Source organism: Lacibacter sp. MH-610 (genome assembly GCF_045780045.1).
GTDB lineage: Bacteria > Bacteroidota > Bacteroidia > Chitinophagales > Chitinophagaceae > Lacibacter.
Genome location: NZ_CP116002.1, coordinates 2,447,322 through 2,463,463, shown reverse-complemented (window position 1 = coordinate 2,463,463; position 16,142 = coordinate 2,447,322). Strand labels below are relative to the sequence as shown.

Sequence of the window (16,142 nt, the reverse complement as noted above, 5' to 3'; positions counted from 1 at the left end):
TTGATGGTAATAAATGCCGGCGTTAATTTTTCCGCCTTGTTGGAGTTTTATTTCTTTGAAATGCTCGATACGAAGTGTACTAACTTTACAAATTCTTTCCTGTATCCTTCTTCATCTTTGCCCAGTGAACTGTTTGCAAGCTGTATGACTCGTTCATAACTGGCATTTCCTTTAAACTCAGAGTTGCGTAAAAGCATTCCAAACTGTACCACCGCACAGGCAAAACGGAAATTCTCTGATGTATTTTGCAAAGCTGTGATGGTATCAGCAACTGTATGTACTATCAGTTTGCTGGTTTCCGCTTCAGGTGATTTATACCGGAACTTTATAGTCATCATTTCACGAGCACTTCCTTTTTTAGTTTTCTTATGCTGTTGATATTTCAATTCATCCACGTCTTCCAGGAATTCATCTTCCACTCCTGCAGGAATAATTTCATAAATGGCTGTTACCGTATGCCCGCTACCCAGATCACCTGCATCTTTTTTATCGTTATTAAAATCTTCCTTATTAAGCATTCTGTTTTCATAGCCAATCAATCTGTATCCGGCAACAATGGAAGGATTAAATTCAATTTGAAGTTTTACATCTTTTGCAATGGTAAACAAGGTGCCACCAAATTCATTCACTAAAACTTTCTTTGCTTCATTCATACCATCGATGTATGCATGATTGCCATTGCCTTTATCTGCCAGTTTTTGCATTTTATTGTCTTTGTAATTACCCATGCCATAGCCAAGCACAGTTAAGAACACACCTGATTTACGTTCTTCTTCAATCATACGTTCCAGTTCACCATCACTTGAAATACCCACATTAAAATCACCATCTGTACAAAGAATTACACGGTTGTTTCCCTGCTTTTTAAAATTTTCTTTGGCAGTTCTGTAAGCCAGTTGAATACCGGCACCACCTGCTGTAGAACCTCCGGCTGACAGGTTGTCGATAGCGGCAAGAATTTTCTCTTTATTCATGCCGGATGTTGAAGGCAAAACCAAACCGGCTGCACCTGCATATACAACTATCGCAACATGATCCTGCTCCCTTAATTGATTCACCAATAAACGCAGCGATGCTTTTACAAGCGGCAGTTTGTTGGGGTCTTCCATGGAACCGCTTACATCAATTAAAAAAACAAGGTTAGAAGGTGGCAGATTCTCTGTGCTCATCTGTTTTCCCTGCAATCCTACCATTACGAGTTTATGCTTTTCATTCCAGGGGCAATTACTCATTTCTGTTGTAATACTGAACGGATCATTGCCCTGTGGTTGCGGATACTTATACTTGAAGTAATTAATAAACTCTTCAATACGAACCGCATCAGCAGGTGGTAATTGTCCTGCGTTGATCATACGTCGTACATTACTGTAGGAGGCACCGTCTACATCAATTGAAAAAGTTGAAAGCGGTTCATCAGTAACACGGTGAAAACGGTTTTCAATAATCCCGTCATAATCTTCAGTATTCATTTCTTTATCAGTTTGCACTCTCTTTCTTTTTCCGGCAATAGAAACTCCTGCAACCCTGCCCTGTAGTAAATAGTCAACACTGCTGCCGGGAACACCTGATTGATAGCCATATATTTTTGGTGAAGGATAGCTCAAATCTTTCTTATATCTTGGTGAACTATAACCAATAACCACAACTTCAGACAAATGATGTTCAGTTGGTTTCATTTTAATGCTCACAGAAACTTTACCGCCTAATTTAACTTCTACCGTTTCAAGACCAACAAAGCTGAATTGAAGTACTGCATTTGGCTTAGATACTTTCAATTGAAACAAACCATTTGCATCAGTTGATGTTCCGTTTTTGGTTCCTTTTTCCATAACAGATACATGAATAAGGGGAGCTCCTTTTTCATCAGTTACAGTTCCGGTAATTTGAATTTCTTTAGTTGTAGTTTGTGAAGTAAACGCAATAATTACGACACATGCAAAAAAAAGGTAACGCATAGAGTTTTGATTTTATAGCTTGATGCGTAGCTTTTTTGAATTACATAACTGCCCGTAAACTTTTTTTTAATTATCTTACCCGCCATAAATTTTTTACTTGAATTTTATTCGTGAAAAAGAGAAACAGGCAATGAGTGATGCAGAACTGGTGGCCCTTTACCACCGGGATGGCGATGTGCAGGTGCTGGGCACTCTTTACCAGCGATACATGGAATTGATTTATGGGGTATGTCTCAAGTACCTGAAGGATGCGGAAGAAAGTAAAGACGCTGTGATGCGTATTTATGAAGAACTGGTGGAAAAACTCCGTAAACATGAAGTAGAACATTTCAAAAGCTGGCTGTACACATTGGCCCGTAACCATTGCCTCATGCAGTTACGCCGGCAAAAAGGAAAAATTCCGGTAGAAATTACAGAGCCGGTTATGCAAAACAGTGATTTATGGCATCAGGAGGATGTGTTGCAAAAAGAAGAGCAGCTCAGTACCATGGAAGATTGTATGCAGCAGTTGATTAAGGAGCAGAAACGATGTGTAGAACTCTTTTACCTGCAAGGTAAATGTTACAATGAAATTTGCGAGGAAACCGGTTATGACTGGAACAAAGTGCGGAGCTATATTCAAAATGCAAGAAGAAATTTGAAACTTTGTATGGATTCTAAATTGAAGAACGCATAAACTATCAGTACCACGATATTGAACGTTACCTCAACGGCGGGATGACTCCTGCCGAAATGCATGCTTTTGAAAAAGCCATGATGGATGATCCTATGCTCAGCGATGCGGTGGATGGTTACCGTGATTCCGGAACAGCGGCGCATCAGCAATTAACCACACTTGCGCAGGAATTAAAATCAGCTCCGGCAAAAGTGGTGAAAGGCAGTTTCAGACAATGGTTGCAGATTGCCGCTGTGCTGGTAGTGTTACTGAGTGCCGCTGTTGTACTGTATCGCATTTTCTATGTAGCACCGGTATCTGAAAATAATACTTTGACCGTTGTTAAAGAACCTGATCAACAACCTTCTGCTGCCACCACTGAAACAAAAGTGGATTCACAAACAATTGCCGTTAACGAAGCTCCTGTAATTAATGCAACACCTCCAAGACCTGTAATCATTCCACCCGCTGCAAAAAACTCAAAGCCGGTACTGATGCAGGAACCTGCAGCAAACAGTTCAAAAGACCAGGCTGCAGTAGCTGCACCTCCTCCTGTAGCAACAGAAGCCAGGGATCAAACAATGATCAAGGAACCGGTTAAGCAGGAAGGGATGGCGCAGCGGCAATCAAATGAAATGCTTAAACTTAATAAGTTTACGGGAAGGGTTGTAGATGAAAACAACAACCCACTGCCCTTTGCCAATATCACAGAAAAAAACAGTGGCGTAGGTACCTATGCTGATGTGAATGGAAATTTCGTATTGCTCTCTTCAGATACTGTTTTGAATGTGCAGACAAGATCCTTAGGTTATCTTGGCGCTACGGCAATGCTGAAAGGTAACAGCAATCAAAAGATTGTATTAAAAGATGAAGCTGTTGTGGCTAATGCACCAACCAAGGAAACGCTTTATGAACGTTCCAAAAAACGTCTTGAAAATGAAAACAGGGATACCACTGATGAAGTGATGGCTGAACCACTTGATGGTTGGAGTAATTACAATACCTACGTTTACAATAATCAGCGGAATACAGGTACCGGTGCAGGATTTACTAACCGGAAGCAACAATCAACAAAAGAAGTACAACTCAGTTTTGACGTAAATCCTGACGGAACCATCACCAATATCAAAGTGCTGGAATCTAACTGTAAATCCTGTAACGAAGAAGCCATCCGTTTACTAAAGGAAGGGCCCCGTTGGAAATCAAGATCAGGAAAGAAAGAAACCAGCAGGTTCACCATCCGGTTTTAGCCGTTTGTAAATCTTTCTTTGTCACTTACCCGCCTTCCCTACCTTTGCCCCCTAAACTATAAGTCATATGAAGAAAATTGTTTTGGCAGCCTGCTTTTTAAGCGCTGCACTCTTTACCGATGCACAACAGCTCAGAACACCACAACCCTCCACTACAACCCTCGTAAAACAGGATTTTGGATTGGGAACAATTGAACTTTCCTACAGCCGTCCTAATATGAAAGGCCGTAAAATTTTTGGCGACCTGGTACCTTTTGATAAAGTATGGCGTACCGGTGCTAACCAGGCCACTACATTAACATTCAGTGATGAAGTAACAATTGGTGGCGTAGCCATCAAACCCGGCAAGTATGGTTTATTATCTATCCCCGGTCAGGCAGAATGGACAATTATCATTACAAAGCAAACTGATGTAACCAGCCCGGCTGCTTACAAACAGGAGATGGATGTAGTTCGTGTTAAAGTAAAACCCATGGATTTACCCTGGAGTTTTGAAACTTTCGGAATGTCTTTTGAAAATATTAAAGACAATAGTTGTGAACTGATGATTGGCTGGGATAAAACAATGGTGGCGCTTCCCATTACTACAGATGTGGACAGCAAGGTGATGAAGCAGATTGAGGGTGTTATGAAAAACGACAGCCGTCCTTATTTCAATGCTGCTGTTTATTATCTTGAAAACGGAAAAGATCTGAACCAGGCAGTAGCATGGTTTGACAAAGCGATTGAGCAGAACCCTAAAGCGTTCTGGGTATATTATCAAAAAGCAAGAACACTTGCAAAGCTGGGTAAGAAAGCAGATGCAATGGCTGTTTCTCAAAAATCAATGGAACTGGCCCGTGAAGCAAAGAATGATGACTACGTAGCACTGAATGAAAAGCTGCAGAAGGATCTGAAATAAGATTGAATGATTGTATTTTAAAAGACCCGCTTCAATTGAAGCGGGTCTTTTCATTTATTTCTTAATAACAAAACTTGCCGGAAGTTTAGCAGGTGTTATTGAAGTAGTATTAAACCTGTTGAATGTAAAATTGCTCAGATCGCAACAGGCTGTAACATTTTTATTATACTGAAAGAAAAGTGAATCAGTGGTTACACCATTTAACTGCAGGTAATAAACTGAAAAATCCTGGCTCACGTTAAAACCTGTAAGTACCAGTGTATCGCCGGATTGTGTAAACACACGGTTAATGAGTTCCAGATTCCCGGTACTGCTACGTTTGGCCCTGATTCTTAACTGCGCCGTATCATATATTTTTGCCGGGCCTGCTAAAAGATCTTTATCGGCACTGTTGGTTAAACGGAACGCAAAAAATGCCGGCACCACTGTAGGACAGGATGCATCTCTGCAGTTTTTTCCGCATCCCCACATTAAAACAAGTGCAGATAATAAACCAAGGGTTAAAACTTTATTCTTCATGTACTTAATTGTTAAGTGTTATACCGCTGCTGCAAAATGATTTTGCTGTTAATAGCATCAGTTCTCTGTTTTGCAGGTGTTTCCTGCTGCGAAGGTAACAGCTTTCATCATTTTGAGTTCAGGTAAAATGTTAATGCAATCAGAACGGGCAACTGTTATGCCAATTTCTTTTGCAGCAGTTGCTGTAATAACAACGAAAAAAGGATAACCGCTGCAGCGCCGATAAGATTCAGCCATAAAAAAGACATGATGTTCATACGGTATACCGTTATCACAATCACTTCCGCAATGATGGCTGACCAGAAAACAGCATTGCCTTTTACATGCTTCAGGTAAAAAGCAACCAGGAATATACCGAGAATAGTGCCGTAAAACCAACTACCCAATACGTTAACCGCTTCAATCAAACTATTGCCCAGGTTGTACGCAAAAAAAGCAATCACAATACAGAACACACCCCAAAGTAACGTATAGAATTTGCTCCATTTGTAATCCTGTTCTGCTGTCAATTCTTTTTTCGAGAACTTTTTATGAAAATCCACCATGGTGCAGGAAGCCAGTGAGTTGAGCGCTGCTGCAATACTGCCCCATGCTGCCAGGAAGATAATGGCAATAATCAAACCCACCAGACCGGTTGGCAGTACTTGCCCCACAAAGTAGAGAAAGATGTAATTGGTATCATTAACATCACTGCCGGGGTTTGCCTTGCTTACAATATCTTTTACTTTTTTGCGAATGCTGATGCTTTCCTGTTCTAATTGCTGCAGGGAAGCACGTTTTTCATTAATGATGACTTCGTTCTTTTCTTTTACCGCTACAGCCAGTTCCTGCACCGTTTTTAATTTGTTTTTCTGCAGTAATGTGTATTCACTTTCAGCCGCAGAATAAGCGCCGGCATAATTGCTTTTGAGCACCGACTGTTCCTGTGCTTTATTAAAAAATACAGGAGCCTGGAAGAAACAATAAAATGCAAACACCAAACAACCGATCAACAGAATACCAAACTGCAAAGGCACTTTCACCAATCCGTTCAATAATAATCCAAGCCTGCTTTCCCTTGTGTCTTTGGCGGTGATGTAACGACCCACCTGGCTTTGATCTGTTCCGAAATAACTTAATGCCAGGAAGAATCCTCCTATTACACCACTCCAGATATTGTAACGGTCGTTCCAGTCAAATCCTTTTTCAGTAACACCTGTGGTAATTACATTCAGCTTTCCGCTTTTGCCGGCAATATGTAACGCATCTGTTAAACCAACACCCTCCGGCAATGACTTTAAGGCATACCACGCCGCCAGGAACATGGCTCCATAAATAATTACAAACTGTAACTGTTGTGTATAGGCTACGGCTCTTGCACCGCCGGTTACTGTATAGATGATCAACAGCCCGCCCATTACAATATTGGTGATGTAAATATCCCAGCCCATCATACTGTGCAAAATGAGCGATGGTGCAAATATGCTGATGCCGGTACTCAATCCCCTTGAAAGCAGAAACAGAAACGAAGTAAGTGTTCTTGTTTTGAGATCAAACCTGTTTTCCAGGTATTCATAAGCTGTATAAACTTTCAATTTTTGAAATATGGGAACAAAGCTGATGCAGATAACGATCATTGCCAGTGGCAAACCAAAATAATATTGCACAAAACGCATCCCATCTGTATAGGCCTGTCCCGGAGCAGTTAAGAACGTTATGGCACTGGCTTGTGTACCCATAATGCCTAACAAAACAAGATACCATGGCATTTGCCGGTTGCTCAGGAAATAGCCTTCAAGATTACGGGAGGCTTTACTTTTATAAATACCGTAAGCAATTACACCCAACAGTGTAACACATAATACAATCCAGTCTGCAGTTTGAAAATTCATGCAAAATGTTGGGTGAAGAAATAAAAGAATATAATGAGCAGTACCAGTACCACTGCTACAGCAATGTACCAGTTATTCCAGTTGCTATGTTCCTTTTGATGACTCATTGCTGATCGTCTGCCTTTGGTTTCATTACATAACTGATGAGAAAGGTTAAACCGATTCCCAGCAACAAACCATAGGCAATCCGTTTACTTAAAAAGCCAATCAGCAGCCCTAAACCCAAACCGATGAGTAATGTTTTTTCGATGCTTGTTTGTTTTCTATTTTGGTTGCTCATGACTGCGTAACAGTTGAAATGCTTAATTCCTTTGTTTAATTAAAACTTTCCAGCTCGGCCTCCCTCGCCTTTAGGAGAGGGAATGAGGGTGAGGTTTTATCTGGGTTCTTTATCTACTTTGTCATAAATCATTGTTGCGGATGGTTTGGCAAGCAGGTTTGCAAACAACCTGTAAGCTCCCGGTACACCGGCAGGTAACTGACGGAAAAATGCCACAGCCGAATATACGAAACGTCCCTTACCATAATCAGCCACAATCAAACTTCCTTTGCGTTGTGGTTCGCCGGCATCATTCATGCCGAGGATGGAAACATAGTTGCTGTCTAAATTATCTGCTTCATAAACACTTCGCTCCTGCACCCATCCTTCAAAATCTTTTTCAGTAATCTTGTTAGGATAATTCAATACAGGATGATTGCGTTGGAGGAATGTTACTTTGGTATCTTCTTCTGTTACACGGTTCCTGGAAATAGTAAAGGGATAAGGAGAAATTTTAGAACGTACAGGGCCGATTTGATTGCTGGTATTGTATTGAACAATCAATACGCCACCTCCTTTTACATATTGCATCAACGCATCGTACGAATTACTGAGCCAGGCATGTACATTGTATGCACGGATACCGGTAACGATGGCATCATATTGTTTGAGGTTGGAGGTTATCAGGTCTTTTTCCTCCAGGAACTCTACTGCATATCCCATTTGCTGAATCGCTTCTGCCACCTTATCACCAGCCCCTTTAATGTATCCTACTTTCTTACCGGTGATCTTCATATCTGTTACAAACGAGCGAATAACCGGCTTATCAAAATAATTGATACGTGGGATATGATCATAACTGATCTCATGATAGCTCTCATCATTCTTAATCTTGTTATCTTCTACCCAAAACTGTACATCTTTTGAAAGATTCTCTTTGTTGATGACCAACGGAACCGTTTTTTCGGAATTCACCGTCATTACTGCACCCGATTCACCTTTAGGTACTATTGCTTTTACGGCTCCATTGCTGCCCTGACCCTGTACTGATTTACCATCTGTATTAAATGTTGTAAAGGAACGGAGATGCACAGAAGCTGTTTTGGATCCTGTACCATTCGATACAAAAACTTTCGGCTCTATCTCCAATGAGATTTTAGGCACAACACTCAACGGCCAATAAATTTCACCTTTTACAGGGTCAGTAAACTTGTACATCACCGGTTTTTCAAATTGAAACACTTCGCCTTCAATGTTTAAAATAAACGTTGCCATGTAAGAAGCTTCGTTCTCCGCTTTACCAATCAATCTTTGATCGGCCACTTCAAAAGCTCCTTTCGGGTTGGTATTACTTAACCAATAAGGTTGTGAAAGCGGTTTATTGTTGGGTACTACAAAATTGATTCTGTCACGATACAACATATCTTTTGACAGTTTTGTATTTTTTACAACTGCATCCTGTTCGTTGTTGAGTGTTGCGCTGATTAACTGTACAGTGGCTGTATTCCTGTTGACTGCAAACAGGTTTACATGCAATGAATCTCCCTGTACCGCATATTGTTCTGTAGCAACGGCTTCCATGAACAAACCTGCACAGGCTTCTATCAGCATTTTTACTTCTTCCAGCTTTTTAATTTTCCAATCACCATCTTTTACTTTTTCAATGGCTTTATATAATTCCACCAAGCCTTTTACTGATGCTGAAGGATGAGTGATAGAATATTTTTTTTACCAATTGATCAATCATCAAATCAATTGTTTCACCACCCGGAAATTTTATCCAGCTTGTTTCTACACCTTCCATTACATCGGCAGTGGCAGTTTCTCCATTCACATGTGTAAAATATTCAAAGGATTGACCTCTTTGTCTGGGTACACCAAAACCCTGGCTTTTATGCTGACTACGGCTTTCACTGGCAAGTTCACCATAACCTTTTCCAAGCAATGGATTAAAAACGCCCACATCTAATCTCATTTGATTTTCGGATGTGGTATTAGCACCACCGCCAAAGTTGAATGTATTCCATAGAATGCGTTTGGCCTTCCACGGTTTTACACCGTAAGCAAATTGCTCAGGAAAACGATTGAGGTCGGCTGCTGCAATGTACGCTTCCTGTGCAAGCACCGCAGATGCAGAATGATGCCCATGCCCTGCCCTGTTATCCGGCGGGAAACGGGTGATGATGACATCCGGTTGAAACTTACGGATCACCCACACCACATCGCTCAATATTTTTTCTTTGTCCCAAATTTTCAGTGCCTCATCGGTACTTTTGGAAAAACCAAAATCATAAGCCCTTGTAAAAAACTGCTCGGCTCCGTCAATACGCCTGGCTGCTAATAACTCCTGTGTACGGATGAGGCCAAGTTCAATTCCCTGTTCATCACCAATCAAATTTTGTCCGCCATCACCACGGGTCATGCTTAAATAACCGGTGCGGTACAAGCGTTCCTTACTCATGTAAGCCAGCAAACGTGTATTCTCATCATCAGGATGTGCCGCTACATACAGCACACTACCGGTGACTTTTAATTTCTTCAGTCCCAATAAAATTTCTGAACTGCTCAGTGAGGCCGGGGTTTGGGAAATGCCTGCAAATGCAGCAAGCAGGATGGCAGGCAATAAACAAAATTTCTTCATGTTCATATCAGTAAAGGCGAAGATAAAGGAATGAACAGAAGCGTTTGAGCCATTTACATAAAAAATCCCCCGTACAAACGGGGGATTGAGAGTTTAACGTTTTGTTCAGGTGAGTCTTAGAAGAACACCGCATTACACAACATCAGCTTTCCGTTTTCCCAAAAGCTGCGGAACATGATATCATCAGTGATGTAAACAATACCACCATTGCCCATGTCCTGTGCACCGAAAAGTAACCCATCTTTCAAACGCTCTTTCAATTTGGTACCGACAAATCCTGCCAGTTGTGCTTCTTTCTTCACCACCCCAACATTCCATCCGCTGCCGGGCTGGAAGAACTCATAAATAGTATCGTCCTGTTTGAGGGTGTAATAATATTTGGGATAACCAAATGCAAGGGGATGTGAATTATCTAATTCTACTCTGTAAATACTGCCGGGAGTAAATGATGAAATAAAATCACGCTCACGGTTTTCAAAAGATTTGAGCGGATCATACAAGTCTTTGCTTTTATCTTCCTCTGCTTTCTTTGATTTCAATCCCCATTCCAATCTTGCAAAAGCACCCACTGCATTTTCCAGTGCAACTACTTTACCCCCTTTGTTGATCCATTCTTTCAAAAGATCGGTCTGTGTTTTATCATTGAGGAAACGATAATTACCATCGGGCATAATAATCACATCTGTTTCATTCCATTTGATACGGCCGATATCATTCACATTCACAAGATTCACCGGGTATTCCAATTGCTGATCAAAGAAATGCCAGATAGCACCTGCTGCATTTCCATTTACTCCTTCGCCGGTCAATAACACAATACGCTTGTGTTTGAACGGATGAACCACATCACTTCCAAAATCTCCACCGCTGTTTACAAAACCGGTGCTAACAGGATGAGCTTTTACATCAGCTTTATTGCAGGCATCCGTAACACGTTTCCATAAATTGCTTACAGCACTATTACTTGTTTTCATCACAATAATACTTCCACGGTCAAACTTTTGACCGTCTACATCAAATGGCAATTCACTGTATCGCAACACAACCCCCTGCTGCAATAATTCGCCGGCAGCTTTGGCACTTTGTAATCCCTCCCACTTAATCACATAAGCATATACATCAGCAGGGCTATTTTGATTAGCTGCAGGTTTATTGTAAGCAGTTACCGCCAGTTTATCTTTTGTAGCATAAGCAGATAGTCCGTAGGCATAAGGCAAACTCCAGGCAGTGATATCATAAGTAGCACTGTCGCTGAGTTTTGATTTCGGTTCCAGCAAAGCCTGTGTCATAGCAGAACGTGGCTGCACCGCACTGATCACTAAATCACCATTGCCAACAGTGAAGGCTTCTTCTTTGCCTGTATGATAATTATAACCTTTAGATGCACCGGATGCTGTTCCGTACTGGATACCATTCTTCTCCAATACAGCAATCAAGGCATTGATGCGTTGAGCATCTTTCGGATTGTTTTTGATCACATAAGTTTTGTATTCACCAAAACCGGTACTAACGCCTTTATTAAAAAAGCTACGGAATTCTGTAATGAGTTTTTTGTTGTGCACACTTCCCATTTCAACAGTACTAAGACCTGTTGTTGTATGATGAATTAAACGATCATACAAAGTGAGGGTATCACCTTCTTCGGTAATAGCAGCAGCACCGCTTCCTCCCCCGCCACCTTGTTCAAAGGTCATACCGATGGCACCGTTGTAAGTGGGATAAGTATCTCCATACGATGGATAAAACAGATCAAAACGGAGTTTGGTGAAATAGAGCCAGCCATTGGCATCAAAATATTTGGCATTGTTACGGCCAATGATGTTTTGGAAATCACGCTGCCACGGTGTGATCACTTCATGATAGGGTTCAGCAGCCGGGGCAAAATAGTAGGGTTCATTAATACCCTGTTCATGAAAATCAACATGGATATGCGGCATCCACTCATTGTACAATTTCATACGTTGCTGACTTTCCACCTGTGTTTGCCAGGCCCAGTCACGGTTTAAATCAAAATTGTAATGATTGGTTCTGCCGCCGGGCCAGGGTTCACGGTGCTCACGTGTGTCCATTCTTGCATTGGGCTTTTTACCCACCACAGAATTATACCAGTTTACGTAACGGTCACGGCCATCAGGATTGATACAGGGGTCAATCACTACCACTGAATTCTTTAACCAATCTTTGGATTGAGTATTGGAAGGATCCACCAATTTATACAAGGTGAGCATAGCTGCTTCCGTACTGTTGGTTTCATTGCCATGTACATTGTAGCTGAGCCAGGTGATGGTGGGGGCATTTTCCTGCGGCGCCATCCTGTCCCTGGAAAGATTGGCCAAACGAAGATTGTTCAACCGGATATTTTCCAGGTTGGCCAGGTTTTCTTCGGTAGCAATAAACGCCACCATTAACACACGGCCTTCATTGGTTTGACCGTATGGTTGCAGTTTTACATTCTTAGGCAATGCCGACGCTACATGCTGAAAATAAGTAAGCACTTTCCAATGCGGCGTGTACTTACTGCCTAATTTGTAACCTAAAAACTGTTCAGGACTTTGAACTTGTGCAGCAGCGATGATACTGCTGATCATCAAAAAGGTGATGGCAAATAGTTTCTTCATACTGTAATTTGAGATGCCGAAAATAAGTATTCGCAGGCGGATGTAAAGAAATTTTGATCAGCGGCAGGTCATATTACATAAATAAAAAACGGCCCTGATTACAGAGCCGCTATACAGTTGGTTTTGATTGCGCTCCGAAGATAAGGGGATTTCATTTTAAAAATTTAATTTCGGCAAAATTTCATGTATGAAGTGGTTACTGTTATTACTTGTTCCTTTATCACTGCAGGCCCAGATCAATCCGTATCAGTACAGTATTCAAAAAAGAGTGGAATGTACCAATGGTGCCGTAGTAAGCGCTCACCCATTGGCCAGTAAAGTGGGTGTTGAAATCATGAAGAAAGGCGGTAATGCTTTTGATGCAGCAATTGCTACGCAGTTGGCATTGGCTGTTGTATATCCGGGTGCCGGCAATATTGGTGGCGGTGGTTTTTTATTGGGTGTGATGAGCGATGGCAAAACGGTGGCATTGGATTACAGAGAGAAAGCACCTTCTTCTGCACATAGAGATATGTATTTGGATGCAAATGGTAATGCCCAAACCAATCTCAGTCAAAAGGGTCATCTTTCAGCAGGTGTGCCCGGCACAGTAGCCGGATTGTTTACTACGCATCAATATGCCAAACTTCCATTTAAAGTATTGATACAACCTGCCATTGATTTAGCAGAAAAAGGTTTTGTAATTACTGAAGCTGAGGCAAGAGGTTTAAACAACGCCATGGGAAGTTTTGTGCAATACAGCACCAAGCCATCTGCATTTATAAAGTATGGTGGATGGAAAGCAGGCGATACGCTTATTCAAAAAGATTTAGCCAAAACACTTATCCGCATTCGTGATTTTGGCCAAAAAGGTTTTTACGAAGGTGAAACAGCCCGATTGATTGTAGAAGAAATCAAGCGTGGTAAAGGAATGCTTACTCTGGCTGATTTAAAAAATTATCAAACAGCAGTGCGTACAGCCATGCTTTCTAACTATCGTGGTTATACCATTGTGGGAATGCCACTCATCAGCAGCGGTGGTTTGTTGATTCAGCAAATGACGGGCATGCTGAAAGATTATAATATTGGGGCCATGGGTTTTCATTCACCACAAGCTGTACAGTTGATGGTGGAAGTGATCCGCCGTGCTTATGCTGACCGTGCCGAATTTTTAGGTGATGTTGATTTTGTAAAAGTCCCCGTGAAGAAATTAACTGCTCCTGATTATTTACAACAACGCATGGCTGATTATGTGCCTGAAAAAGCAGGCAGGAGTTCAACTGTAACACATGGTACTATCAATCCTGAAAGTGAAGAAACCACCCATTTGAGTGTGTATGATAAAAATGGTAATGCAGTAGCAGTAACCACAACGCTTAATGATACTTACGGCAGCAGAACCGTTGTGGGTGGTGCAGGTTTTTTATTGAATGATGAAATGGATGATTTCAGCATTAAACCCGGCACTCCCAACATGTACGGTGCATTGGGTACCGAAGCCAATGCTATTGCACCGGGCAAACGTATGTTGAGTTCCATGAGCCCAACAATCGTGTTGAAAGATGGCAAACCCTATTTGGTATTGGGTTCGCCCGGTGGCACAACGATTACCACACAAGTATTCCAGGTTTTGCTGAATGTGGTTGATTTTAATTTGAGTTTGCAGGATGCAGTTTGGTGGCCACGGTTTCATCATCAATGGTTGCCCGATGTGATTTATATAGAAAAAGATTTTCCGCAAGCCACAAGAACGAAACTGAAAGAAATGGGTTATGAAATTGTGGAGCGTGGAAACATTGGTCGCTTTGAAGCAATTAAAATCGTTAATGGTCGTATTGAAGCTGTGGGAGACAAACGGGGCGATGATCATGCAGAAGGTTACTGAGTATTGATAATTTGAAAATTTATAATTGATCATTTCTTTACACATGAGTTCATTTCTAAGTTCTTATATCAAACGCATTACGTATTATAAAACGTTGGGTGAACAAACCTTTGCACAGTTGGATAAGTTGGATTTTCATTACCAGCCCAATGAAGAGAGCAACAGTATTGCCATGATTATTCAGCACCTTGCAGGGAATATGCTCAGCCGCTTCACCAACTTTTTAACGGAAGATGGCGAAAAAGAATGGCGGCAAAGAGATGCTGAATTTGAAGAGCAGCACATGAGCAAAGAAGAACTATTGCAACTCTGGCAAAAAGGTTGGGATTGTTATTTAGGTGCAGTACAATCATTAACTGAGGTTGATCTTGAAAAGTTCATCACCATCCGTTCAGAGCAGCACACAGTTACAGATGCATTGAACAGGCAAATGGCACATTATCCTTATCATATTGGTCAAATTGTGTACCTCGGAAGGATGATTAAAAGTAAAACCTGGAAGAATCTTTCCATTCCCAAAGGACAGTCGCAGCAGTTTAACGAAAAGATGAACCACAAACCCTGATGATACAATTAGAACAAAAGCCGGGACGTACGACGATTATTGATGGAAAAGAATATTTGTTTTTTTCAGGCTACTCGTATTTGGGATTAGGCTGTCATGAAGAATTTCTCCGTTTGATCAACGAAGGAATTCAACAATATGGGGTTGTTTATCCTTCCTCACGCATCTCCAATACACCTTTGAATTTGTATGCACAGTTTGAAGAAAGATTGGTTCTGCTTACTTCGAATGAATCGGCTGCCGTTTTTTCTTCCGGTTTCTTAAGTGCAAGAACCGCCACAGAAGTTGTGGCCGAAGAAATGAATGTGTATTACCAGTATCCGGCCCATCCTGCTTCTTCGCATCATCATAAAGCCATCCTTATAGAAGAAAGCTGGGATGATTTTCTCCAGCAACGCAAACAAAACAATGAATGGACTTTTGGTTTGATGGCAGACAGTATCAATCCTACTCCCGGCGCATTTACTGATTTCAATTTTCTGCAATCATTACCAAAGGAGTTTAAAATTGTATTGATCCTCGATGATTCACACGGCATTGGCTGGCTGGGAATAAATGGTGAAGGAATTATTTCAAGACTTTCTCTGCCCGATCATGTGGAGTTATTGCTGAACTTTTCGCTGAGTAAAGCCTTTCATCTCAATGCAGGTGCCATCTGCGGTAGCGATTATTGGATACAGAAAGCCAAACAGCATGTGAACTTCACTACTTCTACCCCACCCATGCCGGCACTGGCACATGCTTTTGTTAACGGAAGCGCTGTGTTTGCTGAACAACGAAAAAAACTAAATGCAAATATTAATTACTTGCGTAAGTTAATTGCAGCCTATACATTTGTTACTAATGAAGAAACACCCGTATTCGTAGTACATAAACCATCAGTAGCAGAGAAGCTGCTGGAACGGCAAATACTTATTTCTTCATTTGGATATCCAAAACCGGAAAATGATAAAGTAAACCGGGTAGTTGTAAATGCACTTCACACAAATGAAGATTTCAACCGCCTCTTACAAATCTTATTAACCACTTAAACTAACTGCTTAC

13 protein-coding genes are annotated in these 16,142 nt (G+C 41.3%); 6 read left to right on the top strand and 7 right to left on the bottom strand.

Annotated features, from left to right (window positions below; translation table 11 throughout):
• Positions 1–47 precede the first annotated feature (47 nt).
• The gene (locus tag PDL71_RS11365) at positions 48–1,955 is read right to left on the bottom strand and encodes a von Willebrand factor type A domain-containing protein (RefSeq protein ID WP_407521064.1); all 1,908 of its coding nucleotides are present in this window, start codon (positions 1,953–1,955) and stop codon (positions 48–50) included.
• Positions 1,956–2,052: 97 nt separating this feature from the next.
• Here PDL71_RS11365 and PDL71_RS11360 point away from each other — a divergent pair, with 97 nt between their 5' ends.
• The 3 genes from PDL71_RS11360 to PDL71_RS11350 all read left to right on the top strand — a co-directional run bounded on the left by PDL71_RS11360 (position 2,053) and on the right by PDL71_RS11350 (position 4,761).
• Positions 2,053–2,631 (top strand): RNA polymerase sigma factor, encoded by a 579-nt coding sequence (locus tag PDL71_RS11360; RefSeq protein ID WP_407521062.1) that lies wholly within the window; start codon positions 2,053–2,055, stop codon positions 2,629–2,631.
• 41 nt (positions 2,632–2,672) lie between these two features.
• Entirely contained in the window at positions 2,673–3,860 is a 1,188-nt protein-coding gene (locus PDL71_RS11355) for a carboxypeptidase-like regulatory domain-containing protein (RefSeq protein WP_407521060.1), read from the top strand.
• A 67-nt stretch (positions 3,861–3,927) separates the two neighbouring features.
• Positions 3,928–4,761 (top strand): DUF2911 domain-containing protein, encoded by an 834-nt coding sequence (locus PDL71_RS11350; protein ID WP_407521058.1) that lies wholly within the window; start codon positions 3,928–3,930, stop codon positions 4,759–4,761.
• A 54-nt stretch (positions 4,762–4,815) separates the two neighbouring features.
• Here PDL71_RS11350 and PDL71_RS11345 read toward each other — a convergent pair whose 3' ends face one another.
• From PDL71_RS11345 to PDL71_RS11320, 6 genes are all read right to left on the bottom strand, one after another.
• Positions 4,816–5,280: a hypothetical protein gene (locus PDL71_RS11345; protein ID WP_407521056.1), complete on the bottom strand. Its 465-nt coding sequence runs from the start codon at positions 5,278–5,280 to the stop codon at positions 4,816–4,818.
• A 155-nt stretch (positions 5,281–5,435) separates the two neighbouring features.
• Positions 5,436–7,151 carry a sodium:solute symporter gene (locus tag PDL71_RS11340; RefSeq protein ID WP_407521055.1) on the bottom strand — a complete coding sequence of 572 codons (1,716 nt, stop codon included), beginning with the start codon at positions 7,149–7,151 and terminating at the stop codon, positions 5,436–5,438.
• A 103-nt stretch (positions 7,152–7,254) separates the two neighbouring features.
• On the bottom strand, positions 7,255–7,431 hold the full coding sequence (locus tag PDL71_RS11335; RefSeq protein ID WP_407521053.1) for a hypothetical protein: 177 nt from the start codon (positions 7,429–7,431) through the stop codon (positions 7,255–7,257).
• A gap of 96 nt (positions 7,432–7,527) precedes the next feature.
• On the bottom strand, positions 7,528–9,093 hold the full coding sequence (locus PDL71_RS11330) for a hypothetical protein (protein WP_407521051.1): 1,566 nt from the start codon (positions 9,091–9,093) through the stop codon (positions 7,528–7,530).
• A complete protein-coding gene (locus PDL71_RS11325; RefSeq protein WP_407521049.1) occupies positions 9,080–10,051 on the bottom strand; it encodes a PIG-L family deacetylase in 972 nt (323 codons plus the stop codon). Before PDL71_RS11325 ends, PDL71_RS11330 begins: the two co-directional genes overlap by 14 nt.
• Positions 10,052–10,167: 116 nt before the next feature.
• Positions 10,168–12,669: a M14 metallopeptidase family protein gene (locus tag PDL71_RS11320; RefSeq protein ID WP_407521047.1), complete on the bottom strand. Its 2,502-nt coding sequence runs from the start codon at positions 12,667–12,669 to the stop codon at positions 10,168–10,170.
• A 187-nt stretch (positions 12,670–12,856) separates the two neighbouring features.
• On the opposite strand from PDL71_RS11320, the gene ggt reads away from it, so the two are divergent.
• The 3 genes from ggt to PDL71_RS11305 are packed head-to-tail and all read left to right on the top strand — an operon-like array spanning position 12,857 to position 16,129.
• Positions 12,857–14,533: a gamma-glutamyltransferase gene (gene ggt, locus PDL71_RS11315; protein WP_407521045.1), complete on the top strand. Its 1,677-nt coding sequence runs from the start codon at positions 12,857–12,859 to the stop codon at positions 14,531–14,533.
• Positions 14,534–14,576: 43 nt separating this feature from the next.
• Positions 14,577–15,098, top strand: coding sequence for a DUF1572 family protein (locus tag PDL71_RS11310; protein WP_407521043.1), 522 nt, complete (start codon positions 14,577–14,579; stop codon positions 15,096–15,098).
• Complete coding sequence (locus PDL71_RS11305; RefSeq protein ID WP_407521041.1) at positions 15,098–16,129, top strand: aminotransferase class I/II-fold pyridoxal phosphate-dependent enzyme; 1,032 nt, start codon at positions 15,098–15,100, stop codon at positions 16,127–16,129. The genes PDL71_RS11310 and PDL71_RS11305 overlap by 1 nt, the downstream gene beginning before the upstream one ends.
• Positions 16,130–16,142 lie beyond the last annotated feature (13 nt).

What these genes read in the sequence shown, in the direction of transcription:
- PDL71_RS11305 (WP_407521041.1), top strand. Translation starts at nt 15,098, where the DNA reads ATGATACAATTAGAACAAAAGCCGGGACGTACGACGATTATTGATGGA.
- PDL71_RS11320 (WP_407521047.1), bottom strand. Translation starts at nt 12,669, where the DNA reads ATGAAGAAACTATTTGCCATCACCTTTTTGATGATCAGCAGTATCATC.
- PDL71_RS11335 (WP_407521053.1), bottom strand. Translation starts at nt 7,431, where the DNA reads ATGAGCAACCAAAATAGAAAACAAACAAGCATCGAAAAAACATTACTC.
- PDL71_RS11355 (WP_407521060.1), top strand. Translation starts at nt 2,673, where the DNA reads ATGACTCCTGCCGAAATGCATGCTTTTGAAAAAGCCATGATGGATGAT.
- PDL71_RS11340 (WP_407521055.1), bottom strand. Translation starts at nt 7,151, where the DNA reads ATGAATTTTCAAACTGCAGACTGGATTGTATTATGTGTTACACTGTTG.
- PDL71_RS11325 (WP_407521049.1), bottom strand. Translation starts at nt 10,051, where the DNA reads ATGAAGAAATTTTGTTTATTGCCTGCCATCCTGCTTGCTGCATTTGCA.
- PDL71_RS11310 (WP_407521043.1), top strand. Translation starts at nt 14,577, where the DNA reads ATGAGTTCATTTCTAAGTTCTTATATCAAACGCATTACGTATTATAAA.
- PDL71_RS11345 (WP_407521056.1), bottom strand. Translation starts at nt 5,280, where the DNA reads ATGAAGAATAAAGTTTTAACCCTTGGTTTATTATCTGCACTTGTTTTA.
- PDL71_RS11350 (WP_407521058.1), top strand. Translation starts at nt 3,928, where the DNA reads ATGAAGAAAATTGTTTTGGCAGCCTGCTTTTTAAGCGCTGCACTCTTT.
- ggt (WP_407521045.1), top strand. Translation starts at nt 12,857, where the DNA reads ATGAAGTGGTTACTGTTATTACTTGTTCCTTTATCACTGCAGGCCCAG.
- PDL71_RS11365 (WP_407521064.1), bottom strand. Translation starts at nt 1,955, where the DNA reads ATGCGTTACCTTTTTTTTGCATGTGTCGTAATTATTGCGTTTACTTCA.